Raw genomic sequence first — 24,140 nt, 5'->3', positions numbered from 1 at the left:
GATAACTGCCTTCATTTTAACGTATCGCGGGAAGGCTTGTCAACGCTTGCTGTCCAAAAAGCCCTGCAGGATGAAGACTGCCGCCATCTTGTCGATGACCTTCTTGCGCTTGCGGCGCGAGACATCTGCCTCTATGAGCGAGCGCGTGGCCGCGACCGTCGAGAGGCGCTCGTCCCAGAAGAAGACCTCCACGTCGGGATACGCCTTCTTGACCTCCGCCATGAACTCCTTGACGATGGCGCAGCGGTCGCCCTCCGTGCCGTCCATGTTCTTCGGGAGCCCCGAGACGAGCGACTTCGTCTCATACGCCTGCATGAGCTCGCCGAGCCGCTTGAGGTCGTCCGCGAGCGACTTGCGCCGGATTGTCTCGACGCCCTGCGCCGTCAGCCCTAAGAGATCGCTGACCGCGATGCCGATCGTGCGGTCGCCGATATCGAGTGACATATATCGCTTCATTTCTTGTTTCCCTTTTCCAGATACGAGCGCACGAGCTCCTCTAAGAGCTCATCACGCTCGAGCGTACGGATCTTGCTGCGCGCATCGTTATGGCTCGTCACATACGCCGGATCGCCCGAGAGCAGATAGCCGACGAGCTGATTGATCGGGTTGTACCCCTTCTCCTCCATCGCCGCGCAGACCGAGCGGATGATCTTCTCCGCCTTATTCTCATCGTTCCCAAAACGGAACATCATGGTCTCTTCATTGTTTGCCATAGTTCATTCCTCCAAAAGCACTCGTGCGGGCTCGCCCGCTCTGTTGCTTCTATCTTACCACATCTTGGCTTTGAGGACCATCATACGCCCCAAACCTATAATTTCTCTGAAAATCCCTTTCTCCAAGAAGTCTCACGAAAAAAGCACAGACGGCCCGTCAAGTGTCATCTGTGCCTTTTAGATTCACTATTCGTTCAGGGCATCGTTCAGCGCAATGGCGAGCTGGTCGGCGCATGAGGTGCCGCGGCCGCCGCAGTCGTTGCCCTTGAGCAGGACCGCTACGTTCTTGGGGTCAGCACCTTCGAGGAGCTTGCTGATGGCACTGAGATTGCCCGGACAACCGCCGATGAAGCGCACATCGTGGAGCTTGCCCTGCTCGTCAATGGCAAACGTGATCTGCTTGGCACAGACACCCTGCGGGGTAAAGGAATACGTCTTCATGATTTCACTTTCTTTCTCAGATATTCTCCTCCATTATACGCCATCCACATGCCATCCGCCAAGTAGTGGACGATTCGTCACGATACTCAGCAGGATTTCATGGTGCTGCATCGAAATCTAAAAATAAGAAAACCTACTAAGGAGATGCCTAATCATGTACAAGCCGCTGACCGTCACTGCGATCTACCCGTTCGACAAGAATCCCACGCGCGCGGAGTGGGATGACTATGACTACATGATGCAGCGGGCGGGCACTTCCAACAAGTATGTGCTCGTGCAGGAAGGGCCGTACGACTACTACATCTACTTTGCCGAGGACGATCCGCGGTTCCCGGACTACCTGATTGGCAAGCTCGACGCAGAGTCGGTGCAGAAGCTGTTGCGCAAATGCCCGGCCAACCGCTACAAGGTGAGCTGGCGCCAGAACTACTACGGAGATTTCATCTTCCGGGATGGCAGCCGGAAGCTCAACGTGCGGGCCGGCGGCATCTTCACGCTGGAAGTCAGCCACTGGGTCTGCCCGCATTGCGGCCAGATGCTGCTCGACAAGGATACGACCTGCAAGTACTGCGGCAAGCCGCGGCCCGGTGAGACGATTCCCACGGAGCAGCACGGCAAGGGCCCGGTTGACTCATTCGTAGTCCCCTCGTACGATGAATGGGTCTGCCAGGTCTGCGGCACGCGAAACACGACGCACAACTACTGCGGTGAATGCGGTGCCCGCAAAGGAACGAACCGCCTCGTCGTGCCATCGCGCTGATTCCGCTGTTATCCAACCGCATAATCGCAGAAACGCAGAAAGCACAAACGACCTTTATGGATCGTTTGTGCTTTTTGTCGCGCCGCCTCAGAGCGCTCCCTTGTCCAGGCGAGCCCGGATCAAGGGCTTGATGCCGCCGTGCTGCAGGATATCCATGATGTAGTCGCTCAGCGGCTCTGCCTGCACGGAGGTGCCGGCGGTCTCATTGGTGATCGTACCGGTGATCAGGTCGACGTCTGCGGTATCGCCATTTTGGAAGAACGTGCCGATGCCCTTGCAGGTAATGACCGGCAGGCCGAGGTTGATGGCGTTGCGGAAGAAGATGCGGCCGAATGATTCCGCGAGGATTGCGCCGACGCCGATGCCCTTGAGGGTCATGACGGCATGTTCGCGCGAGGAGCCGCAGCCGAAATTGCGGCCCGCGACGATAATATCGCCGGGATGGAATCTCTTGACGAGGTCCGGCATCGCGCTGCCGCTCATCGCGTACTTGCGGATGTCTTCGATTTCCGTGTACTCCACGTATTTGCTCGGATAGATCTGATCCGTGTCCACATTGTCGCCGAACACAAAGGCCTTCCCATGGACCATCTGCGTCATTGCTTTCTTTTCTTCTGCGTTCATCATGCCTGCTCCCCTTTCTCATCCAGATACTGGCGCGGGTCTGTCACCACGCCGTTCCTGGCCGCTGCGGCAACGGAGGCCGGCGAGCCAAGATAGATACGCCCCTTGACGCTGCCCATGCGGCCGGGGAAGTTGCGGTTCGTCGACGACAGGCAGACCTCGTCAGCGGCCAGCAGGCCCTGATGGATGCCGAGGCAGGCGGCGCAGCCCGATGCCGTCAGCGTCGCACCGGCGGCCAGCAGTGTCTGGATGTAGCCCTTCGCCAGGCACTCCGCAAGCACAGCCTTTGAAGCCGGCACCATCACCATGCGCGTCCCCGCGGGGATGTGCTGGCCAGCGAGGATCTTCGCCGCCACCGCGAAGTCTTCGGTGCGCCCGCCCGTGCAGGAACCTAAGTAGGCCTGGTCGACATGCATGCCAGCATAAGCCGACAATGCCTGCACATTGTCCACGCTGAACGGGGCGGCCAGTTGCGGCTCGACCTCGCTCACATCGAAGGTGAGGTCCGCCGCGTAGACGTAATCCGCATCGGTCTCGTAGACCGTGAAATCCTGACGGCCGCGCTCCTTCAGGAACTGCAGGGTAATTGCATCCGGCTGGATGTAGCTCGTCTTGGCGCCCATCTCCGTCGTCATGTTGCAGAGCGCCATGCGCTCCGAGATGCTCAGCTGCTGCAGAGCGGGGCCAGCAAATTCCACGGCCTTGTAGACCGCGTAGTCGGCCTTGAGCTTCCCGATGATGGACAGGACGATGTCCTTGGCGTACACGCCGGCGGGGATCTTTCCCGTCAGGTTGATGCGGATGACCTCCGGCACCTTGAACCAAAGCCGGCCCGTCGCGAGGATCACGGCAAGGTCCGTCGCGCCGACGCCCGTGCCGAAGGCGCCAAAGGCGCCGTGCGTCGTCGTATGCGAGTCCGTGATGACGATGACCTCGCCCGGCGCCGAGAAGCCGTGGTCCGCCATGACCTGATGGCAGACACCCTCATTGATATCCATCAGGTGACGGATGCCCTGCTCGCGTGCAAAGGCGCGGAAGCGCTTGTGGTTGTCCGCCTGCTTCTCGGTCGCGCACGGCGCGTAGTGGTCGAAGAACAGGACGACGTGCTCCGGGTCGACGACGCGCTCGCCGCCCATCTCGTAGAACGACTTGACCGTCTGGTAGTAGAGATCGTTGATGCCCGCCCAATCCACGCGGCAGTTGACGATCTCACCCGCATGGACGGAGGATTTGCCGGCCTTTGCCGCCAGTATCTTTTCAATGGCATGCATGATGTTCAGCCCTCTTTCTCGCTTATGGTGTATCTTCTATCTGCTGTCTGACTTGATTTTAGCGCACGAACCATATAAAATCAATTTAGAAGATAATATATGCCCATAAAGAAGATTAATATGGAGATGAATAGCAGATGCAGGCAGAACTGAATTACATTTATGAAATATACCGCACAGGCAGTTTCTCGCAGGCAGCCCGGAATCTCTACCTGACGCAGCCGACCCTGAGCATCGCCATCAAGAAGGTCGAGCAGGCCATCGGCATGCCCCTATTTGACCGGAGCCAGCAGCCGCTGACGCTCACCGAGGCGGGGCGCATCTACATCGCCCGCATCGCAGAGATCCGCCAGATCGAGGAGAACACTGCCCGCGAGCTCGACGACCTGCGCCAGATGGATGCCGGCGAGCTGCGCATAGGCGGCACGCAGTACTTCAATTCCTACGTGTTGCCGGACGTCCTGCAGGATTATCAGGCCCAGTATCCGGCCGTGCATCTGACGCTTCGGGAAGACAATGCCAACCGCATCGACCAGTGGCTGCTGGACGGAGAGACCGACATCAATTTCCGCAGCGCGCCGGTCGAGGAAGAGCGGTTCACGAGTCAGGCCGTATGTGCCGACCATCTGCTTCTGGCCGTCCCGCGCGCCCATGTGCCAGAGGATGCCATCGCGCAGGGGCTCAGCTGGCAGGAAGTCGCCGCGCACCGCTTCCTCCAGGATGACTGCTCCGTGCAGGCCCTCTCGGACTTCCACGAGACCCCCTTCCTGTTGCTGACGGAGAGCAATCAGCTGCGCACGCGCGCGCTGGCCATCTGCGCGGAAAATGGCTTTTCGCCACAAGTCCGCTTCTGCGTCGAGCAGCTGGAAACGGCCTGGCACATGGCGCGCCATGGACTCGGCGCGACCTTCGTGACGGAGTTCATGATCGCAGAGGGACAGGATGACCGGCTGCTCTACTACAAGGTGCCCTCCCCTCATGCCGTCCGCCATTTCCACGCCATCCTGCGGAAGAACAGCTACGTCTCGCATAAGATGAAGTGCTTCATCGCGCTCGTGCAGAAGCGCTCACCTGTCGCAGGGGCCCCGTCCACCGATGCAGAGCAGCACGGATGATTCTGTCATGCAAAAAAAGACTGCCTCAGATGAGGCAGTCTTTTTCTTTATGCAAATGATTTGCGTTCGGGTATTCAGATCATGTCGTGCTCGATCATGTACTCGGCAATCTGCAGGGCGTTGAGAGCAGCGCCTTTGCGAATCTGGTCGCCGCAGACCCAGAAGTTCAGGCCGTGCTCGATGGACTCGTCCTTGCGGATGCGGCCGACTTCGACGTCGTTCTTGCCGGACGTGAAGAGCGGCATCGGGTAGATCTGCTCGGCCGGGTTGTCGCGGACGATGGCGCCCGGGAAGGCATCAATGGCCTTGCGGGCCGCCTCGACGCTGACCTCGTCCTCGAACTCGACGTTGACGGACTCGGCATGGCTGCGGTAGACCGGCACGCGGACCGTCGTCGCCGTGATGCGCAGGCTGTCATCCTCGAGAATCTTCTTCGTCTCGTTGACCATCTTCATCTCCTCTTTCGTGTAGAGGTTGTCGTAGAAGACGTCGATCTGCGGGATGAGGTTGAAGGCGATCTGGTAATGCTTCGGGAACTTCGCGCCCGGCAGGATGTTCGCCTGCGGCTCGCGGCCGGCGACGATGTCATCGACCTGCTGCTCGAGCTCGGCCATGGCTTCCTTGCCGCCGCCCGAGACGGCCTGATACGTCGAGACGACGATGCGCTTGATCTTCGAGAGATCGTAGAGCGGCTTGAGCGCCATCATCATGATGATCGTCGAGCAGTTCGGATTGGCGATGATGCCCTTATGGCGCGCGATGGCCTGCGGGTTGACTTCCGGAACGACGAGCGGGACCTCAGGGTCCATGCGGAAGGCACTCGAGTTGTCGATGACGACAGCACCGGCCTTGACCGCAGCCGGAGCGAACTGCTTGCTCGCAGCGCCGCCGGCGAACAGCGCGATCTCGACGTCCTTGAAGGAGTCATCCGTCGTCTCCTCGACCGTGTACTCTTTGCCCATGAACTGGATCTTCTTGCCAGCGCTGCGCTTCGAGGCGAGCATCTTGAGGTTGGCAAACGGGAAATTGCGCTCCTCGATGAGGTTGAGGAATTCCTGGCCGACAGCGCCCGTCGCGCCAAGGATTGCTACATTGTACTTCTTCATGTCCATCGTTCCTTTCTGGTTCCTGCGATGCAGTCATTTATGATATGGATAAGGAAAGCAAAATCAGTCGAGCAGCTTGTCGAGTCCGACCGTCAGGCCCTTGAGGCTGCGGACTTTCTTCGCGGCGAGCACGACGCCCGGCATGAACGACTCGCGGTTCATCGAGTCGTGGCGGATCGTCAGCGTCTGGCCGAGGCCGCCGAAGATGACTTCCTGATGAGCGACGTAGCCCGGCAGGCGCACGCTGTGGATGTGCATGCCCTCATAGTCGGCGCCGCGCGCTCCCTCGAGCTTCTCGAACTCGTCCGGATTGCCCTGCTTGTGGGCCTTGCGGACCTCGGCGATCATGGCCGCCGTCTGGATGGCCGTGCCAGATGGTGCGTCGAGCTTCTTGTCGTGGTGCAGCTCGATGATCTCGACATCCGGCATGTACTTGGCTGCCTGACGCGACATGACCATCAAGAGCACAGCGCCGATGGCGAAGTTCGGTGCGATGAAAGCCGGCGTGTTGTTCTCTTCCGAAGCCTTGGCAATCTCGGCCTTCTGCTCGTCCGAGAGGCCTGTCGTGCCGACGACCGGCGACGTGCCGTGCTTCAGAGCCGTCATGACATTGCCGAAGACGACGTCCGGGCGCGTGAAGTCGACCATGACCTCCGGCTTCTTGCGCGTGAGCAGCGCCTCGAGGTCCGTCTCGACGAGGATGCCGTTTGCCGGCAGTCCGACGAGTGCGCCCGTATCCGCACCGCCCTTGATATCCACTGCGCCGACGAGCTCGAGCCCGTCCGCTTCCTGTACCGCTTTCAAGACTGCCTGGCCCATGCGGCCGCAGGCACCATTTACGATTACCGTAGTCAAAAGTATGCGCCTCCTGTTAGCGTCAAAAGATATTGCTATTGTATAGCATGTCCGCCATTCGTGTCAAGACGTCCCGTTGAAAAAGACGATTTTCGATTCAATTTTCCATGATATGCTGGAATCTCTCCTTATATTGCAGCGCGAGGATGGGCCGGATGAAGTCGAGGTCGCCCTGGCTCGTGAGCGTCGCCTCGGCGGCCCTGTGGGCCTCCAAGAGGATGGCGATGTCCTCCGGCACGCGCGCGATCTTGAGGTCGGGCAGGCCGTGCTGCATCGAGCCGAAGAACTGGCCCGGGCCGCGCAGCCGCAAGTCCTCCTCCGCGAGCTTGAAGCCATCGGAGACCGTGGCCATGATCCTCAGGCGCTCGCGCGCATTCTCGGTCTTTCCCTCAGAGACGAGGATGCAGTACGAGGCGTAGGAGCCGCGCCCGATACGGCCGCGCAGCTGGTGGAGCTGGGCGAGGCCGAAGCGCTCGGCGTGCTCGATGACCATGATGCTGGCATTCGGCACGTTGACGCCGACCTCGATGACGGTCGTCGAGACGAGCAGCTTGATCTTGTCTGCGTAGAAGTCCTGCATGACGCGCTCCTTCTCGGCAGGCGCGAGCTTGCCGTGCACGAGGCCGCACGGGATGCCGCGGAAGATGCCGAAGCGCAGCTCGTCGTAGACCTCCTCGGCCGACGGCAGGTCGCTCTCCTCGTTCATCTCGATGAGCGGGCAGACGACGTAGGCCTGGCGCCCCGCCTCGATCTGGCTGCGCACGTACTGGTAAATCAGCGGCCGGCGGTCGGGTCGGCGCACGAACGTGCGGATGGGCTGGCGCCCCGGCGGCAGCTCGCGGATCAGCGAGACGTCGAGGTCGCCGTAGACCGTCAGGGTCATCGTGCGCGGGATTGGCGTCGCCGTCATGACGAGCACGTCCGGCACATGCGCGCCCTTCTTCTCGAGCGCTGCGCGCTGCGCGATGCCGAAGCGGTGCTGCTCGTCGGTGATGACGAGGCCGAGCCGCGCGAAGTGAACGTCATCCTGGATCAGCGCGTGCGTGCCGATGACGATGTCGACCTCGTGGCACGCGATGGCCTCGTGCATCTCGCGCCGCTCTCTTGGCGTCAGGTGGCCCGAGAGGTAGCCGACGCGGATGCCGAGTGGCGCGAGCTTCGCCGAGAGATTCTCATAGTGCTGAGCGGCGAGGATCTCAGTCGGCGCCATCATCGCGCCCTGCCAGCCGGTCTCGACCGTCTTGACGAGAGCGAGCATGGCGATGACCGTCTTGCCGGAGCCAACGTCACCCTGCACGAGCCGCCGCATCGGCACGGTCCGCTCCATGTCGCGGCAGATCTCCTGCCACGCCTGCTGCTGGTCGTGCGTCAGCGTGAAGGGCAGGCCAGAGAGGACGGCCGCCACGAGCTTGCCATTGGGCTGGTGGCGGATGCCGAGCCGCGTCTGCTGCGACTGCTTCTTGATGAGCAGCAGGCCGCACTGGATGAGGTAGAGCTCCGAGAACGCCAACCGGTAGCGTGCCCGCTTGAGCTCCTCCCCGTCCTTCGGGAAGTGCACGGCGCGCAGGGCCTCGCGTCGGCCCATGAGCTTGCGCTCGGCGAGGATGCGCGCGGGGATGAGCTCAGGCAGCTCGTCAGCGGCCTCCAGCGCCTCCTCGACGAGCGTGCGGAAGAACTTCTGGTTCAGGCGCTCCGTCGCCGCATAGACGGGCAGAATGCCGCAGAGACCGGCTGCCTGCTCCCCCTCATCGAGGATCTGGAAGTAACGCAGCTGGCTCATCGCGAACTGGCCGTGGCCGCCGTAGGCGTAGGCGGGCTTGCCGCTAACGAAGACGCGCCGACCGACCTTGAGCTTGTTCTTGAGGTACTTCTGGTTGAACCAGGTGACCTGCAGGAGGCCAGAGCCGTCATTGAGGTAGGCCGTCAGGATCGTCAGGCCGCGCCGCCCCGTCTGCTCCTGCAGGTTGACGATGGTGCCCGCGACTGTCGCGACCGTGCCCGGCCGCAGGTCAGCGATGCGCGTCAGCGCGCTCTGGTCCTCATACGTGCGTGGAAAGTACGTCAGGACGTCGTAGACCCGCGCGATGCCGAGCCGCGCGAGCTCCGCCTTCTTCTTCGGCCCGACGCCCTTGAGGTACTGGACCGAATCCGTGATCTTCATGGAGAGAATCGAATCCTTTCTTATTTTTATTAGACTTACTTGACGAATGGTCTTGCCCTTATTCTACCACGTTTGCCAGATGAGCACCACACGCGCACAGGCACAAAAAAAGAGTCTCACGAGGAGACTCTTTTTTACCGTATTGGCAATGCGTTCAGTGAAATCAGAGCTGCGGGCCAGCTGCAACGAGGCCTTTGCCGATTTCCGTGTTCGCATACTTCTTGGCGAAGTTGTCGATGAACATCTGAGCGAGTTTCTTAGCTCTCGTATCCCACTCGGACTCATCTTTGTAATCCCACTTCGACTTGGACGGATCCTTGTAGGTATCCTTCGGGTCGAGGACTTCCGTAGCAACGCCTTCGAGCTTCGTCGGGATCTCGAGACCGAAGTACGGGATCTTCTTCGTCGGAGCTTCGTTGATGGCACCGCTGTGGATAGCGTCGATGATGCCGCGCGTATCCTTGATGGAGATGCGCTTGCCATAGCCGTTCCAGCCCGTGTTGACGAGGTATGCTTTCGTGCCGTTTGCCTTTACGCGCTTAACGAGCTCATGCGCATATTTCGTCGGCGGCAGCTCGAGGAATGCCTGGCCGAAGCAAGCGGAGAACGTCGGAGTCGGCTCCGTGATGCCGCGCTCCGTGCCAGCCAGCTTGGACGTGAAGCCGGAGAGGAAGTAGTACTGCATCTGTTCCGGCGTCAGGATGGAGACCGGCGGCAGTACGCCGAATGCATCAGCTGCGAGGAAGATGACGCTCTTAGCAGCCGGAGCAGCGCTGCGGTCGTTGACAAAGCCCTTGACCGTGCTCTTAATGTGGTCAATCGGATAGGATACACGCGTATTCTCCGTGATGCTCTTGTCGGCGAAGTCAATCTTGCCGTTCTCGTCGAGGACAACGTTCTCCAAGAGAGCATTGCGCTTGATGGCACCGAAGATATCCGGCTCGGATTCCTGATCGAGGTTGATGACCTTTGCATAGCAGCCACCCTCGAAGTTGAAGATACCATCGTCATCCCAGCCGTGCTCATCATCGCCGATCAGCAGGCGTTTCGGATCCGTCGACAGCGTCGTCTTGCCCGTGCCGGAGAGGCCGAAGAAGATAGCCGTGTTCTTGCCCTGCTTATCCGTGTTAGCGGAGCAGTGCATCGCAGCGATGCCCTTGAGCGGCAGGAAGTAGTTCATCATGGAGAACATGCCCTTCTTCATCTCGCCGCCGTACCAGGTGTTGATGATGACCTGCTGGCGCTCCGTGAGGTTGAAGACGACAGCCGTGTCGGAATGCAGGCCGAGCTCTTTGTAGTTCTCGACTTTTGCCTTCGAAGCGTTGAAGACGACGAAGTCCGGCTTGAAGTTTGCTTCCTCTTCCGGGGTCGGTTTGATGAACATGTTGCGGACGAAATGTGCCTGCCATGCGACTTCAACGATGAAGCGGACAGCCATGCGCGTATTCGTGTTTGCACCGCAGAAACCATCGACGACGAACAGGCGCTTGTTGGACAGCTCTTTCTTGGCGATATCCTTTACAGCAGCCCAAGCTTCCTTGGTTGCTCTGTGGTTATCGTTGTGATATTCCTCAGAATCCCACCAAACCGTGTCGTGCGACGTCTCGTCATCGACGATGAATTTATCTTTAGGCGAACGGCCCGTGAAAATGCCCGTCTTGACATCAACAGCGCCGAGCTCGGAAACCTGGCCCTTCTCATAGCCCGTCAGGCCTTCCTTCGTCTCTTCCTCGAACAGGGTCTTGTAGGAAGGATTGTAGATGATTTCCGTCGTACCCGTGATACCATACTGACTAAGATCGATGTTTGCCATTTGCATTCAACCTCTTTCATTAATATTGGTCCTGGTAAACCTCTGAGGCATCTCACATAACGCAGCCTTACAGTCGGGATGAAAACCGTTCATCATCCGCAATCTGCTGTTCACTTCATGTGAACTCCTCATCACAGCTATTATATTAACTTATTCATTCATAAATGTCAAATATTTATTTGCACTTTTTTTAACGTTTTATTTATTCCTCTTATTCACATTCACTTCCATAAAAATAAGAGGAATAACGCAGAAATTCTGCATCATTCCTCTTATCAATTCACTTATTTTTGAACGGAATCTGCCGACGCGAAGAGCATGACGGCCTTCTCCATCGTCGCCGGCGCGCAGACGCCGTCGTGGCGCACGGCTTTCTTGCGCAGCGAGGCGAGGCCTTCAGGGATTGGGTCTTCATTGCGCTGCTGCAGCTCGTCGAGCAGGGTGAACTCGTCGACGCCCTGCGTCTTGACGCCGAGCGCGTCGAGCACGCTGCCGTTGAACTTGTAAGGGCTCGCCGTCGAGACGACGACCATGTGATGCGCATCGCCCGTCGCCTGCTGGTACTTCTCGGCGACGCTCCAGGCGACGGCCGTGTGCGGGTCCGCGACGTAGTGATGCTTGCGGTAGACCTCTGCGATGCACGCTTCCGTATCCTCGTCCGAAGTCCAGTCCGCCCAGAAAGTCTCCTGGATCTTCGCGAGCAGCTCACTGCCGACATCGTAGCGACCCTGCTGCTGCAGCTGCTGCATCCAAGAGGCGACCTTTTCCTTGTCCTCTGTCATATGGTAGAGCAGGCGCTCGAGGTTGCTCGAGATCAGGATGTCCATCGACGGCGAGATCGTCTTGAAGAAGTCGCGCTGGCGGTCGTAGACGCCCGTGCGCAGGAAATCGGTCAGGACGTTGTTGGCGTTCGAGGCGCAGATGAGCTTGTGCACCGGCAGGCCCATGCACTTCGCGTAGAAGCCCGCGAGGATGTCGCCGAAGTTGCCCGTCGGCACCGTGAAGTCGATGGCCTCGCCCGGCTCGATCGTGCCGGCGGAAAGGAGGTCTGCATAGGCGCTGAAGTAGTAGACGATCTGCGGCACGAGGCGGCCCCAGTTGATGGAGTTGGCCGACGAGAGGCGGATACCCTTCGCGGCGAGCGCCTCATTGAAGTCCTTGTCGCCGAAGATGCGCTTGACGCCGCTCTGGGCGTCGTCGAAATTGCCCGTGACGGCCGTGACGTTGACGTTGCTGCCCTCCTGCGTGAGCATCTGCAGCTGCTGGATGCGGCTGACACCGCCCTGCGGGTAGAAGACCATGATGCGGATCTGCGGCACATCGCGGAAGCCCTCGAGCGCCGCCTTACCCGTGTCACCAGAGGTCGCGACGAGAATCAGCACCTCGTCCTTCTCGCCCGTCTTCTTGAGCGCCGTGCTCATGAGCTGCGGCAGGAGCTGCAGCGCCATGTCCTTGAAGGCACTCGTCGGACCATGCCAGAGCTCGAGGACGCTCTTCTCGCCGACGGCCTTGACAGGCGCGCGCTTCTCCGTGTCGAAGCGGCCATTTGCGTAGGCGCGCGTAACGCAGCCTGCGAGCTCCTCGGCCGTGTAATCCGTCAGGAAGAGCCCGAGGACTTTCTCGGCACGCTCCTCATACGACAGGGCCTTGAGCCCTTCAATGAACGCCATGTCGACCTGCGGCATCGCATCGGGCACGAAGAGACCGCCGTCTGCTGCCAGGCCGCGGATGATGGCCTTGGCGGAATCAAGCTGTTCGGCATTTCCTCTGGTGCTGCTGTATTTCAAAACAATCGCCTCTTTCTTCATTTATAAATAGTCGGAACTATGATAGAATGATAGCGGGCCGCGCGGGCAAAGGGCCTGCGCAACCGGACAACTGTCATTATACCATAGAATCCCGGCGAATCCTATAGAAATCTGCAAATTGTCAGCTCCCGGGATACGGCTCGGACATTGTCGTTACATTATAATGGATAACATTGGTTTTTCTTTCTCTTTTTGTAACAGAAAGGATGTTGAAGTTGTTGAAAATTGCCATGGCTCAGATGGAGGTCGTCCCCGGCCATCCAGATGTGAACACCGCCACGATCCTGCGCTTCATTGAAGAGGCGCGCGCTAAGGGCGCCGACGTCGTCATCTTCCCGGAGATGGCGGTGCCTGGATACTTCCTCGGCGACACGTGGGAGCAGAGCGCCTTCCTGCGCGACTGCGAGAGCTATGGCCGCGACATCATCGCGGCCTCGAAGGACATCACCGTCATGTTCGGCAACGTCGCCATCGACTGGCAGAAGAAGAACAACGACGGCCGCGTGCGCAAGTACAACGCCTTCTTCATCGCGCGCGACGGCGAGCTCATCCAGCCGGACAACATGCCCTACCCCTACACCATCAAGACGCTCATGCCGAACTACCGCGAGTTCGACGACACGCGCCACTTCTTCAGCCTGCAGAAGCTCGCGCGCGAGCTCGGCACGACGCCGTCGAAACTGCTCTCCCCTGTCACGCTCAAGATCCGCGACGACTACTACCGCGTGGGCTGCCTGCTCTGCGAGGACGGCTGGAGCGACGACTACGAATTCGCGCCGTTCGAGCTGCTCGAGGAGAAGGAACAGCTCGACTTCTACGTCAACATCTCCGCCTCGCCGTACACGCTCGGCAAGAACGACAAGCGCAACCGCGTCTTCGGCCGCCAGGCGCGCGAGGCCGGCGTGCCGCTCTTCTATGTCAACTGCATCGGCCTGCAGAACAACGGCAAGACCGTCTACACCTTCGACGGCTCGAGCACGGCTTACAACGAGTCGGGCCATGTCGTGCGCACGCTGCCGGAGTACGAAGAGGTGCTGACCATCCTGCCGCTCGCCGGGATGAAGGATATGCCGGCCGAGAAAGAGGCGGATGAGCCGGACATCGCCCACATCTACCGCGCGCTCCACTACGGCATCGGCCACTTCCTCGCGAACATCCACATGAAGAAGATCGTCATCGGCATCTCGGGCGGCATCGACTCGGCCGTGGCCGCCGCGCTCTACGCGAAGGTCGTCGGCCCGGAGAACCTGCTGCTCGTCAACATGCCGAGCGTCTTCAACTCCGCGACGACGAAGGGACTCTCGCAAGAGCTCGCCAACAACCTCGGCTGCCAGTACATGATCATCCCGATCCAGGAGTCGGTCGACCACACGATCAAGCAGCTCGAGGAAACGCCGATGGTCCACCTCGGCACGGGCAGCGAGTCGCATCTTCGCGTCTCCTCCTTCGTCGCCGAGAACATCCAGGCGCGCGACCGCAGCGCCCGCGTGCTCGCCGGCGCCGCAGCGGCGTTTGGCGGCGGCTTCACCTGCAACGCCAACAAGGCCGAGACGACGGTCGGCTACTCGACGCTCTACGGCGACCAGTCTGGCTTCCTCGCCGCGCTCGCCGACCTCTGGAAGTACCAGGTCTACGCGCTCGCCCACTACATGAACACGACGGTCTACGGCCGAGAGGTCGTGCCGCAGGGCATCATCGACATCGTGCCGTCGGCCGAGCTCTCCTCCGCCCAGAACGTCGACGAGGGCAAGGGCGACCCGATCAAGTACCCATACCACGACTTCCTCTTCCGTTCCTTCGTCGAGCGCTGGCAGAAGGCGACGCCGGAGGACCTGCTCGAATGGTATAAGGCCGGCACGGTCGAAGCGAACCTCGGCTGCGAAGCGGGGCTCGTCGCGAAATACTTCCCGACGGCAGCCGACTTCATCCAAGACCTCGAGCGCTGGTGGAACCTCTTCACGGGCATGGCGATTGCCAAGCGCATCCAGGCTCCGCCAATCCTCGCCGTCAGCCGCCGCGCCTACGGCTTCGACCACCGCGAAGCCCAGAACGGTGCTTACTACACGCGCCGCTACCGTGAGCTCAAGGCAGAACTGCTCGCGAAATAAGTAAGCGGGCTACATCAGGGCATCCATCGTCGTCAGGAGTGGCAGGACGATGGAGAGCACGAAGAAGAAAATCAGGCCACCGACAAAGAAAATCATGATTGGCTCGGCGAGGGCTTCGACCCTTGCCGAGCGGTGACGGACATCAGCCGCGGCAAACGCCGCGGCTTTTCCCATCATGGCGTCGAGCGTGCCAGTCGTCTCGCCGGCCATCAGGAGCTCGACGAGCAGGCCAGGGCAGGACGTCCGCTGGCGCAGGCTCACGGCAAAGGGCTGCCCCGCCTCGACCTGTTGCTGGAGCGCCCGCATCTCGAGCCGGACCTGCAGGTTTGCGGGCACATCTCGCGCCATCTCGAGCGCCGTCGTCAGCGGGATGCCGTTTGCCAGCATGACCGAGAGCAGCTCCAAGAGGATGCGCCAGGCCGCATAACACTGCAGTGGGCCCAAGATTGGCAGCTTCAGCAAGATGCCGTCGATGACGGTCCGACTTTTCTCGTGCCGCAGCAAGGCAAACAGGGCGGCCGCGGCAAGGACAATCCCCGCCACGAGCAGGGCGAGATGGCTTTCTACGAACGCCATAAGGGTGAGCAACAGCTTCGTCGTCCACGGCAGCTCCGCCCGCAGGTCCTGCAGCATGGCCGCAAAGGCCGGCAGCACAAAGACCGTCATGAGCACGAGCGAGACGACGGCGACGACGAGCAGGATGACGGGATAGAGAAGCGCCGACTTCAGCGCCTCGCGCGCCTCGTAGCGGTGCTCCTCGAAGTCCGCGAGCTGCGCGAAGATCTGCGTCAGCGAGCCGCTCGCTTCGCCCGCCCGCACGAGCCCACAGAGCGAAGCCGAGAAGAGCTGCGGGTGCTGCGCGAGCATCTCGTGGAGCGGATGGCCCGCCATGATGCCCTTGAGGAGGTCCTGCAGAAACGACTGGTACGGCGGATTGCCGTCCGACCGCGAGAGGATCTCCAGCGCCTGATGGACGGGCATGCCCGCCTGCATCATCGCAGCCATCTGCCGCAGGAACAGCACGCGCAGTTTAGCCGCCGACATCGCATTGAGCTTGGTAAACTGCATCCGCCATGCAGGGCCGCCCGCTTTCTTCTCCTCCTGCGGACTCAGCGAAGCGATCCAGAGCCCGCGCCGCCGGATGATCCCCGCCGCCTCGCGCTTGTCTTTCGCCTCGATCGTGCCCGCGAAGAGCTCGCCCGCGCGGTTCCTCGCTTCGTATAAGAAAACGCCCATAAAGCCTCCTTTCTCCAAACATCAGACCATGCGCCGCTCCGCCCGCTCATAGACCTCGCGCGCGATCAAGCCCTGCTGCAGGAGTTTCTGCAGCGCCTGTGCGCGCGTCTGCATGCCCTGTGCCTGATGCGTCATCATCGCCATCTCAATCTGGCTGTACTTGCCCTGACGGATCAGGCTAGCGACAGACGGCTCGCGCAACAGCACCTCCACGAGCGGCACGCGGCCTTCCTTGCGCGCGGGCAGGAGCTCCTGCGCAAAGATTGCACAGAAGACATCGGCGACCTGCGCGCGCACGATGCTCTGCTGCTCCTGCAGATAGAAGCCCTCGATGCGCCGCACCGCCTCGGCCGCACCGCGCGTGTGCAGCGTGCCGAGCACGAGCATGCCCGTCTCCGCTGCCGCGAGCGCCGTCGTCATCGTCTCGCAGTCGCGTATCTCTCCGACGAGCAGGATGTCCGGCATCTCACGCAGAGCACTCCTCAGGGCCTCGGGGAACGAGCGGAAGTCGCGGCCGAGCTCGCGCTGGCTGATAAAGCACCGGGATGGCGTGAAAACATACTCGATGGGGTCCTCGAGCGTCAGGATGTGCGCGGCGCGGCTCTCGTTGACCGCCTGCAGGAACGAGGCCATCGTCGTCGTCTTGCCCGAGCCCGTGCGCCCCGTCACGAGCACGAGCCCCTGCCTCGCCTCTAGCAGCCCCTGCAGTGCCTGCGGCGCATGGATGGCCGCTAGCGTCGGGATGCTGCTTGGCAGCAGGCGCAGGACCATTGCCAGATGCGCCTGCTGCCGGTAGAGATTGCCACGCAGCCGCCGCCCCGCATGCGCCAGCGAGAAGTCGATGGCATGGCCCTCACGCAGCGACTCCCGTTGTGCAGGCGACAGCAGGACCTCCGCCATTGACTCCATAAATGCATCATCCGGCTGCCATTCCGCGCGCGACAGCCTGCAAAGACTGCCGTCGACGCGCAGCCAGACCGCTTGCCCCACCGTCAGATAGATGTCATTGGCACATGCCTCGATGGCCTCCATCAAGATGGCATCCCAGATTACCTGCCTCGATTCAGCCATAGAGCACCCTCCTGACCTCCTGCCACGAGGTGATGCCCGCCTTTGCCTTCTCCCTGCCGTCTTCGAGCAACGAGCGCATGCCGCAGGCCTTCGCCCGCTCCACCATCTCACGCCGCGGAATCTTCTGCAGGATGCCCTCGCGCACCGCTTCATGCGGCACGAGGAGTTCCGCGAGGACCGTGCGCCCACGATAGCCCGTGCCGTGGCATGCAGCGCAGCCGCGGCTCTGGTAGAGCTGTGTGCCCTCTGCGCACGCAAAGAACGCCGCCTCATCAGAGCCCTCTGCGACGCGGTACGCTTCGCGGCAATCCGGGCAGAGCCTGCGCACGAGCCGCTGCGAGACGATGCCCGAGAGCGTCGCCGCTAAGAGATACGGCGCGATGCCCATCTCGAGCATGCGGTAGAGCGCCGAGACGGCATCCTCCGTGTGGATCGTCGTCATCAGGAGATGACCTGTCAGCGCGATGCGCACGGCCATGGCCGCCGTCTCCTCGTCGCGTATCTCGCCGAGCAGGATGCCCGTGACATCCTGACGCAGCACCGCGCGCAGGCCCGCGACGAACGTCATGCCCGCCTTCGGATGGATCTGCACCTGATTGACGCCCGGCAGGATGCGCTCTATCGGGTCCTCGAGCGTCACGAGGTTGCGCGACTCCGTGTTGAGCTCCGTCAGTGCGGCGTAGAGCGAGGACGTCTTGCCCGAGTTCATCGGGCCGCAGAGCACGATCATGCCGGCGGGCCGGTGGATGAGCTCGCGCAAGAGCGCCGTGTCCTCCTTTGAAAAGCCGAGCTCATCGAGCGAGAAGAGCTGCGCCGAGACATCCATCAGGCGCATGACGATGACTTCGCCCGATGAGGCGGGCAGCGAGGACACGCGGATGTCGATGCGCCTGCCCTTTGGCTGGAACAAGATGTGGCCGTCCTGCGGCTGCTGGTGCACGGCGATGTCCATGCCCGCCATGACTTTGATGCGCGACGTCACCGCCGGGCCGAGATTCGCAGGCATCGTCATAGTCTCGCGTAGGATACCGTCAATGCGAAAGCGCAGCCGGACCCGCATCTCCTGCGGCTCCAGATGGATGTCGCTCGCATGCAGGGCCACCGCCCGCTCAAGCAAATGGTCGACGAGCCGGATGATGCCCGGCACCTCCGACCGCATGCCATAGCGCACCTCCCGCACCGACTCCCGCACGAGATTCTGCCAAAGCAATTCTGGCGTCTCCAACACAATCCCCCCTGTTCTACGCTTCATTCTCAACTGTATTCTCAATTACTATTTCTACAAGATATGAGAAAATCCTTTATATTCTGAACAAGAAGTCAGCAGAGCACACGACCACAGCAAAAAGCGGCCCACCACCTTGTGGCAGACCGCCTTGCAGCCATTCTCCTTTGCAGCGCATCGCTCATATCACGGCATGGCACAGCTATGTCATCCCCGTGCAGCTCGCGCTTCACGACTCATTGACGCGTTTGCCCGTGATGTGCTCCGGCGTCAGCTCGAGCATCAGCATGCGCGGGCCGGCGTGCTCGATCTCGTTGTCGAGGTACGCCTTGTCCTGCGTGAACTTCTCGCCGAGCAGCCGCGCAAAGCGCAGTGCCATCTCCTTATCCTCGAGCACGCGCATGCGGCCAAAGACGATGACACTGCGGAACGTCAGCGACCATTCGACGCCATCCTCATGATGCCCATCACCCACGATGCAGTACGAGACCTTGTCGCACGCGCGAATCGCATCGAGCTTGTGGCCCGCCAACGCACAGTGGAAATAGAGCTTGCCGCTCTCCTCATCGTAGTAATGATCGAGCGGTACGCCATAAGGATACCCATCATCCCCAAGCACCGAAAGCACCCCGCGCTTCTCCCGCTTCATGATCGCCACGCACTCCTCCGCCGGCAGCTGCTGCTTAAACCGTCTCATCTTGCGAAACATCATATCACACATCTCCAATCATCTCATTGTGCAGATCAATAATTGTTGAAATCTTAATTTTTTCCTTTGTTCCTTTGATAAATTTCTTTATCAAAAATAGAAATCCTGCTTTTTATGAGTAGATTAACATTCCTGCATGCAAAAACGCCTCCGAGAAGCATTGCTGCTCTCGAAGGCGTTTGTTTACTGAGTTCAGTCTTTCATGCCGCTGCCTATCCCGTCTGCCTCGGGGTAGAGGCTGCGGTATTTGTGTTCGGTCAGCAGGACTTTGCGGACGTATTCGCGGGTTTCCTTGTAGGGGATTGCGTCGATGTCGTGGAAGTCGGCGGGCCAGCCGTATTCGCGGATCCAGGACTGGACGTTGCCTCGGCCGGCGTTGTAGGCGGCGAGGGCGAGGACGTCGTTGCCGTCGAATTCGTGCTGCAGGGTGCTCAGGTACCAGATGCCGTAGCGGATATTGCGCTCGGGCTCGTGGATGGCCTCGATGGAATACGAGGGGTCTTCGAGCTGGCCGGCAATCCACTCGGCGGTGTCGGGCATGAGCTGCATGAGGCCGATGGCGCCGCGGTGCGAGTGCACGCCGTCCTGGAACTTGCTCTCGGTCTTGATGACGGCGATGGCCAAGTACGGGTCGACGCGGTAGCGGTCAGAGTAGGTCTCGACGGTGTCACGATATGGGAAGGGATAGAGGTAGTGGCGCTGGAAGGCCTCGGACGCGAAGGTCAGGTAGATGGCAAACGCGAGGAAGATGACGGCACTCGCGATGGCGTAGAGGTACTTGCGGTGTGCCGTCCTGCGCGCCTGTGCGACGCGCTCCAGAAAATCAGGTCGTTTCAAATGTGGGTCTCTTCCTTCCTGCTGTTTGATCCTGCCGCTTGATGCGGCTGCTTCTGCCAGAGGACGTGCAGCCTCTCCATGAGCTCCTGCTCCGTGCCGCTGTTGTCGATGATGACGTCGGCGAGCCGGCGCTTCTCTGATAGCGGCATCTGCGCGGCGATGCGGCGCGTCGCCTCCTCGCGGCTGTAGCCATTGCGGCTCTGCAGGCGCGCGAGCTGCAGGGGCTCTGGCACGTCGATCAGCCATGATTCGTCGACATGCGCCTGCCAGCCCGTCTCGAAGAGCAGGGGGATGTCGAGGATGACAGCGGGCTCCCCTGCCGCCTCAGCGCGCTCGAGCTCCTGCTCTATGGCCCTGCGGATCACGGGATGCGCCGTCTCATCGAGCCAGCGCTTCTCGGCGGGGTCGGCAAAGGCAATCTGACCGATGCGGCGCCGATTGAGCTGCCCGTCCGGCAGGATGACGCCCTCGCCGAAATGCGCACGGTAGGCTTCGTAGAGCGGTGCCTGCGGCTCCATAAGCCCATGCGCGATGGCGTCGGCATCAATGATGCAGGCCCCCCAGCCGCGCAGGATGGCCGAGGCCGTGCTCTTGCCGCTCGCGATGCCACCCGTCAGGCCGATGCGCTTCATGGTTCCATCCCCTTCTCTAAAAATCAATGCATACTTCAAGATGATAGTACCAATCAACTCTAAAAAACGCATGAAAGTAACGCCCGCAAAATCAGAAGCCCCTGATGAAGATGCCACTCAGACAGATACTCCCCTTACGGGGAGGAACTATCTTTCAGTGCTGACAATACGGACAGAAATGCGTGCCGCGGCCGCCGACGGTAATCTTCTCGATGGGTCGGCCGCAAGTGGGGCACGGCTTGCCTGCGCGGTGGTAGACGCAGAGGTGCTCCTGATGGCGGCCGTAGCCGCCCTCGCCGTTGCGGTAGTTGCGGAAGGTCGTGCCACCGTCGGCAAGGCCGTCGCGAAGGACGTGCTGGATGGCCGCTGCGAGCTTCTTGCACTCTGCCTGGGTCAGGCTGCCGGCCTCGCGGCGCGGATGGATCCCTGCGAGGAACAGGGACTCATCGGCGTAGATATTGCCGAGCCCTGCGATGCGGCGCTGGTCGAGCAGGAACGACTTGATGGGCTGCTTCCTGCCGCGGATGGCCTGCGCGAGATACGCCGGCGTGAAGGCCTCTGACAAGGGCTCCGGCCCGAGCGACTGGAGGCCCGACACGGCAATCTCCTCGCCTGCGGCAAAGCCGTAGACGCAGCCGAAGGTGCGCACGTCGGCGAAGACGAGCGCACCGCCGCCCGCGAGGTGGAAGACCATGCGCGCGTAGGCGTCGCGCTGGTTGCCGGACGGGTCGTAGACGAGGCTGCCCGTCATGCGCAGGTGGAAGACGATGGTGCTGCCGTCCTGCAAGTCGAGCAGCAGGTACTTGCCGCGGCGCCGCATGCCCTTCATGCGCTTGCCTGCGACGAGCGACTGGAATGCCTCGGGCTCCGGGTACTTTAGCTGGCGCGTCAGCAGGATGTCGGCACAGGCGATCGTGCGGCCCGGCAGCTGCTCATCGAGGTACTGGCGGATGATTTCTACCTCAGGAAGTTCTGGCATCGCGCGTCCCTCCTCTCACTTTGCTTCGGCCCAATTGCGGCCCCAGTGGATGTCGATGATGAGCGGCACGGAGAGCGCCACGACGTGCTCCATCGACTCGCGCAGGATGGCCTGCACCACATCGAGCTCGCTCTCGACGACTTCGAGCACGAGCTCATCGTGGACCTGCAGCAGGATGCGGCTCTTGACGCCCGCCTCCTTGAGCCTATGATAGGCGGCGATCATCGCGAGCTTGATGACATCGGCGGCCGTGCCCTGTATCGGCGTGTTCATGGCCATGCGCTCGGCGAGCATGCGCTGGTTGAAATTGCGGCTCTTGATGGCGGGCAGCTCGCGGCGGCGGCCGAACATCGTCGTGACGTAGCCCGTCTCATGTGCTTCGGCGACGACCTTGTCCATGAAGGCGCGCACGCCGGGGTAGCGCTCGAAATAGCGGCTGATGTAGTCGCCGGCTTCCTTGCGCGAGATGTGCAGGTTGCGCGCGAGGCCGAAGTCGCTGATGCCGTAGACGATGCCGAAGTTGACGGCCTTCGCATGGCGGCGCAGCTCCGGCGTGACTTCTTCCAAGGGGATGCCGAAGACCTCAGCGGCTGTGCGCGCGTGGATGTCTTGGCCGCGCTTGAACACATCGATGAAGTTCTCGTCGCCCGACATGTGTGCGAGCAGGCGCAGCTCGATCTGCGAATAGTCGGCCGACAGGAGGTAGTCATACCCCTCGCCCGGCTCAAACAGCGCGCGGATCATGCGCCCTTCTTCCGTGCGCACGGGGATGTTCTGGAGGTTGGGGTCAGAGCTCGAGAGGCGGCCCGTCGCCGTGACCGTCTGGTTGAAGCTCGTGTGGACACGGCCCGTGTCCGTGCGGATGAGCCCCGTGATGCCGTCGAGGTAGGTCGACTTGAGCTTGCTCCAGAGGCGGTAGGCGAGGATCTGCTCGACGATCGGGTGCTCGAGGCGCAGGCTCTCGAGCACCTCGGCATTCGTCGAGTAGCCCGTCTTTGTCTTCTTGCGCACGGGCAGGTCGAGCTCTTCAAACAGCACGGTGCCGAGCTGCTTGGGCGAATTGAGGTTGAATGTATGGCCCGCCATCTCGTAGATGGACTGCTCGATCGTCTGCAGGCGGTCAGCGACCTCCTCCGTCTTCTCGGCGAGGTGCGCGCGGTTGACGTAGACGCCGTTCTGCTCCATCGCGGCGAGGACTTCGACGAGCGGCAGCTCGACCGTTTTCATGAGGTGCGTGAGCTCTTCTTCCTCGAGTTTCGCACCGAGCAGCGGATAGAGGCGGCTGATGGTCTTGGCCTCCCAGACGGCCCTGCTCCGCTCGTCGGCAAACGATTCGGGTGCCATCTCCTGCAGGTACTTCTGCGAGAGCTCTGGCAGGGCGTATTTCGAGCGCTCCGGCTCCAGGAGATATGCTGCGAGCTCGATATCGAAGAAGTCGTTCTGCCCCCTGACACCTGCCTGGTCGTAGCGCTTAAGGCCAAAGACGGCCACTTGTTTCTCCGATTCAAGCAGGCTCAGCAGCGCGGGGAAGGCCGCGCTGTCCTTCGGCACGAAGCCGGCCTTCTCTGCATCCGGTCTCGCCACGACGGCCAAGCCCTCAATCGAGACAAACGGCGCGAGGCCCTCGAAGATACCGGAGACGGCCAGATACGGCGCCTCGGCCGCGGCCCTGACGGCCGTCTCATCCCAGAGATCATAGGAGAGGTCCTCTGCGGCCGCATCTCCTGTATCGCCGAGGTCGAGCGCCAGCTCAGCTGGTCCGTAAAGGCGCTCGAAATTGCGCCAGACGGCGCGCAACTCGTGCGCGTCACAGAACGCCTGCATCTTCTCCATGTCCGGCTGGATGCGGTAGTCCGCCTCGACAAACTCGAACTCCGGCACATGGAGCTCGATCGTCGCGAGCTCCTTCGAGAGGCGTGCCTGGTCGGCGTATTCCATCAGGCGCTCCTTGAGCTTCTTGCCGGAGACATCCTCCACATGTGCGAGCACGTTCTCGACGGAACCGTAGGCCAGCAGCAGCTTCGAAGCTGTCTTCGGGCCGACACCCGGGATGCCCGGGATGTTATCGGACGTATCGCCCATGAGTCCCTTGAGATCGATGAGCTTGAGCGGCTCAAAGCCATACTCCTCCTCAAAGGCAGCCGTGTCATAGTCCTTGAGCTCCGAGATGCCCTTCTTGGTCAAGAGCACGCGCAGGTTTGGCCGCACGAGCTGCAGGGCGTCGCGGTCGCCCGTGACGACGCGCACATCATAGCCCTCAGCCGCGGCCTGCGTCGCGAGCGTGCCGATGATGTCGTCGGCCTCGTAGTTGTCCTTCTCGAGGAACGGGATGCCCATGTTCGCGGCGAACTCGCGCAGGAGTGGGAACTGCGAGAGGAGTTCCTCCGGCGTCTTGTCGCGCGTGCCCTTGTAGTCGGCATAGCGCTCCGTGCGGAAGGTATGGCGGCTCTTGTCAAAGGCCAGCGCCATGAGGTCGGGCTGCTGCTCGGCAATGAGCTTCGTCAGCATGTTTGAGAAGCCGAAGATGGCCCCCGTCGGCTGACCATGCGAATCGCTGAGATCTGGTGGCAGTGCGTAAAAGGCGCGGAAGATCAGACTGCTGCCGTCGAGAACGAGGAAGCGCTTCTGCTCGCTGCTGTGTTCCTGCTTCACGTAGGTTCCCCCTTTTCTTCTAGA

General features: G+C 61.2%; 21 protein-coding genes. 3 read left to right on the top strand and 18 right to left on the bottom strand.

Annotated features, from left to right (window positions below):
• Positions 1–39: 39 nt before the first annotated feature.
• From ruvX to MITSMUL_RS02420, 3 genes are all read right to left on the bottom strand, one after another.
• Entirely contained in the window at positions 40–456 is a 417-nt protein-coding gene (gene ruvX / locus MITSMUL_RS02430) for a Holliday junction resolvase RuvX (RefSeq protein WP_005839623.1), read from the bottom strand.
• Positions 453–713: an IreB family regulatory phosphoprotein gene (locus tag MITSMUL_RS02425; RefSeq protein ID WP_005839621.1), complete on the bottom strand. Its 261-nt coding sequence runs from the start codon at positions 711–713 to the stop codon at positions 453–455. Before MITSMUL_RS02425 ends, ruvX begins: the two co-directional genes overlap by 4 nt.
• Positions 714–899: 186 nt before the next feature.
• Positions 900–1,154, bottom strand: a complete 255-nt coding sequence (locus tag MITSMUL_RS02420) for a TIGR03905 family TSCPD domain-containing protein (RefSeq protein ID WP_005839619.1) — start codon at positions 1,152–1,154, stop codon at positions 900–902.
• Positions 1,155–1,308: 154 nt separating this feature from the next.
• Here MITSMUL_RS02420 and MITSMUL_RS02415 point away from each other — a divergent pair, with 154 nt between their 5' ends.
• Positions 1,309–1,914, top strand: a complete 606-nt coding sequence (locus tag MITSMUL_RS02415) for a zinc-ribbon domain-containing protein (RefSeq protein ID WP_005839617.1) — start codon at positions 1,309–1,311, stop codon at positions 1,912–1,914.
• Between the two features lie 87 nt (positions 1,915–2,001).
• Here MITSMUL_RS02415 and MITSMUL_RS02410 read toward each other — a convergent pair whose 3' ends face one another.
• Together MITSMUL_RS02410 and MITSMUL_RS02405 are read right to left on the bottom strand one after the other, a co-directional pair.
• The gene (locus tag MITSMUL_RS02410) at positions 2,002–2,541 is read right to left on the bottom strand and encodes a LeuD/DmdB family oxidoreductase small subunit (protein WP_005839616.1); all 540 of its coding nucleotides are present in this window, start codon (positions 2,539–2,541) and stop codon (positions 2,002–2,004) included.
• Entirely contained in the window at positions 2,538–3,809 is a 1,272-nt protein-coding gene (locus MITSMUL_RS02405) for a 3-isopropylmalate dehydratase large subunit (RefSeq protein ID WP_005839615.1), read from the bottom strand. Before MITSMUL_RS02405 ends, MITSMUL_RS02410 begins: the two co-directional genes overlap by 4 nt.
• A gap of 137 nt (positions 3,810–3,946) precedes the next feature.
• Between MITSMUL_RS02405 and MITSMUL_RS02400 the strand changes: the two genes are divergently transcribed.
• Complete coding sequence (locus MITSMUL_RS02400; protein ID WP_005839614.1) at positions 3,947–4,924, top strand: LysR family transcriptional regulator; 978 nt, start codon at positions 3,947–3,949, stop codon at positions 4,922–4,924.
• Positions 4,925–4,998: 74 nt separating this feature from the next.
• Here MITSMUL_RS02400 and MITSMUL_RS02395 read toward each other — a convergent pair whose 3' ends face one another.
• The 5 genes from MITSMUL_RS02395 to thrC form a co-directional block, all read right to left on the bottom strand.
• The gene (locus MITSMUL_RS02395) at positions 4,999–6,030 is read right to left on the bottom strand and encodes an aspartate-semialdehyde dehydrogenase (protein WP_040635772.1); all 1,032 of its coding nucleotides are present in this window, start codon (positions 6,028–6,030) and stop codon (positions 4,999–5,001) included.
• Positions 6,031–6,093: 63 nt separating this feature from the next.
• Positions 6,094–6,885 carry a 4-hydroxy-tetrahydrodipicolinate reductase gene (dapB, locus tag MITSMUL_RS02390; protein ID WP_040635333.1) on the bottom strand — a complete coding sequence of 264 codons (792 nt, stop codon included), beginning with the start codon at positions 6,883–6,885 and terminating at the stop codon, positions 6,094–6,096.
• Positions 6,886–6,982: 97 nt separating this feature from the next.
• The gene (recG, locus tag MITSMUL_RS02385) at positions 6,983–9,046 is read right to left on the bottom strand and encodes an ATP-dependent DNA helicase RecG (protein ID WP_005839611.1); all 2,064 of its coding nucleotides are present in this window, start codon (positions 9,044–9,046) and stop codon (positions 6,983–6,985) included.
• A 163-nt stretch (positions 9,047–9,209) separates the two neighbouring features.
• The gene (gene pckA, locus MITSMUL_RS02380) at positions 9,210–10,859 is read right to left on the bottom strand and encodes a phosphoenolpyruvate carboxykinase (ATP) (RefSeq protein WP_040635332.1); all 1,650 of its coding nucleotides are present in this window, start codon (positions 10,857–10,859) and stop codon (positions 9,210–9,212) included.
• 284 nt (positions 10,860–11,143) lie between these two features.
• Entirely contained in the window at positions 11,144–12,667 is a 1,524-nt protein-coding gene (gene thrC, locus MITSMUL_RS02375) for a threonine synthase (protein WP_005839608.1), read from the bottom strand.
• A 215-nt stretch (positions 12,668–12,882) separates the two neighbouring features.
• Here thrC and nadE point away from each other — a divergent pair, with 215 nt between their 5' ends.
• Entirely contained in the window at positions 12,883–14,775 is a 1,893-nt protein-coding gene (gene nadE / locus MITSMUL_RS02370; protein WP_040635330.1) for an NAD(+) synthase, read from the top strand.
• Between the two features lie 9 nt (positions 14,776–14,784).
• Here the strand turns inward: nadE and MITSMUL_RS02365 are convergent, their stop codons facing one another.
• The 8 genes from MITSMUL_RS02365 to polA all read right to left on the bottom strand — a co-directional run bounded on the left by MITSMUL_RS02365 (position 14,785) and on the right by polA (position 24,116).
• Positions 14,785–16,011, bottom strand: a complete 1,227-nt coding sequence (locus MITSMUL_RS02365; protein WP_005839603.1) for a type II secretion system F family protein — start codon at positions 16,009–16,011, stop codon at positions 14,785–14,787.
• Between the two features lie 21 nt (positions 16,012–16,032).
• Positions 16,033–17,082 carry a type IV pilus twitching motility protein PilT gene (locus MITSMUL_RS02360; RefSeq protein WP_005839601.1) on the bottom strand — a complete coding sequence of 350 codons (1,050 nt, stop codon included), beginning with the start codon at positions 17,080–17,082 and terminating at the stop codon, positions 16,033–16,035.
• Positions 17,075–18,334, bottom strand: coding sequence for a GspE/PulE family protein (locus MITSMUL_RS02355; protein WP_005839599.1), 1,260 nt, complete (start codon positions 18,332–18,334; stop codon positions 17,075–17,077). The genes MITSMUL_RS02360 and MITSMUL_RS02355 overlap by 8 nt, the downstream gene beginning before the upstream one ends.
• A gap of 202 nt (positions 18,335–18,536) precedes the next feature.
• Positions 18,537–19,004, bottom strand: coding sequence for a pyridoxamine 5'-phosphate oxidase family protein (locus MITSMUL_RS02350; protein ID WP_244944614.1), 468 nt, complete (start codon positions 19,002–19,004; stop codon positions 18,537–18,539).
• A gap of 204 nt (positions 19,005–19,208) precedes the next feature.
• Entirely contained in the window at positions 19,209–19,853 is a 645-nt protein-coding gene (locus MITSMUL_RS02345) for a lytic transglycosylase domain-containing protein (RefSeq protein WP_005839595.1), read from the bottom strand.
• Positions 19,850–20,485, bottom strand: coding sequence for a dephospho-CoA kinase (gene coaE, locus MITSMUL_RS02340; protein WP_050751624.1), 636 nt, complete (start codon positions 20,483–20,485; stop codon positions 19,850–19,852). Before coaE ends, MITSMUL_RS02345 begins: the two co-directional genes overlap by 4 nt.
• A 154-nt stretch (positions 20,486–20,639) precedes the next feature.
• Entirely contained in the window at positions 20,640–21,464 is an 825-nt protein-coding gene (gene mutM, locus MITSMUL_RS02335) for a bifunctional DNA-formamidopyrimidine glycosylase/DNA-(apurinic or apyrimidinic site) lyase (RefSeq protein WP_005839592.1), read from the bottom strand.
• A 15-nt stretch (positions 21,465–21,479) separates the two neighbouring features.
• The gene (gene polA, locus MITSMUL_RS02330) at positions 21,480–24,116 is read right to left on the bottom strand and encodes a DNA polymerase I (RefSeq protein WP_005839591.1); all 2,637 of its coding nucleotides are present in this window, start codon (positions 24,114–24,116) and stop codon (positions 21,480–21,482) included.
• Positions 24,117–24,140 lie beyond the last annotated feature (24 nt).

This window comes from Mitsuokella multacida DSM 20544, assembly GCF_000155955.1.
Taxonomy (GTDB): Bacteria; Bacillota; Negativicutes; order Selenomonadales; family Selenomonadaceae; genus Mitsuokella; species Mitsuokella multacida.
This window is presented reverse-complemented; position numbering and strand designations above follow the sequence as displayed.

Coding starts and splice junctions, on each gene's coding strand:
- MITSMUL_RS02410 (WP_005839616.1), bottom strand. CDS start 2,541: ATGATGAACGCAGAAGAAAAGAAAGCAATGACGCAGATGGTCCATGGG.
- mutM (WP_005839592.1), bottom strand. CDS start 21,464: ATGCCAGAACTTCCTGAGGTAGAAATCATCCGCCAGTACCTCGATGAG.
- ruvX (WP_005839623.1), bottom strand. CDS start 456: ATGAAGCGATATATGTCACTCGATATCGGCGACCGCACGATCGGCATC.
- coaE (WP_050751624.1), bottom strand. CDS start 20,485: ATGAAGCGCATCGGCCTGACGGGTGGCATCGCGAGCGGCAAGAGCACG.
- MITSMUL_RS02355 (WP_005839599.1), bottom strand. CDS start 18,334: ATGAAGCGTAGAACAGGGGGGATTGTGTTGGAGACGCCAGAATTGCTT.
- MITSMUL_RS02365 (WP_005839603.1), bottom strand. CDS start 16,011: ATGGGCGTTTTCTTATACGAAGCGAGGAACCGCGCGGGCGAGCTCTTC.
- thrC (WP_005839608.1), bottom strand. CDS start 12,667: ATGAAGAAAGAGGCGATTGTTTTGAAATACAGCAGCACCAGAGGAAAT.
- pckA (WP_040635332.1), bottom strand. CDS start 10,859: ATGGCAAACATCGATCTTAGTCAGTATGGTATCACGGGTACGACGGAA.
- MITSMUL_RS02395 (WP_040635772.1), bottom strand. CDS start 6,030: ATGAAGAAGTACAATGTAGCAATCCTTGGCGCGACGGGCGCTGTCGGC.
- MITSMUL_RS02425 (WP_005839621.1), bottom strand. CDS start 713: ATGGCAAACAATGAAGAGACCATGATGTTCCGTTTTGGGAACGATGAG.
- MITSMUL_RS02415 (WP_005839617.1), top strand. CDS start 1,309: ATGTACAAGCCGCTGACCGTCACTGCGATCTACCCGTTCGACAAGAAT.
- MITSMUL_RS02405 (WP_005839615.1), bottom strand. CDS start 3,809: ATGCATGCCATTGAAAAGATACTGGCGGCAAAGGCCGGCAAATCCTCC.
- recG (WP_005839611.1), bottom strand. CDS start 9,046: ATGAAGATCACGGATTCGGTCCAGTACCTCAAGGGCGTCGGGCCGAAG.
- MITSMUL_RS02420 (WP_005839619.1), bottom strand. CDS start 1,154: ATGAAGACGTATTCCTTTACCCCGCAGGGTGTCTGTGCCAAGCAGATC.
- MITSMUL_RS02360 (WP_005839601.1), bottom strand. CDS start 17,082: ATGGCTGAATCGAGGCAGGTAATCTGGGATGCCATCTTGATGGAGGCC.
- MITSMUL_RS02350 (WP_244944614.1), bottom strand. CDS start 19,004: ATGAGACGGTTTAAGCAGCAGCTGCCGGCGGAGGAGTGCGTGGCGATC.
- MITSMUL_RS02400 (WP_005839614.1), top strand. CDS start 3,947: ATGCAGGCAGAACTGAATTACATTTATGAAATATACCGCACAGGCAGT.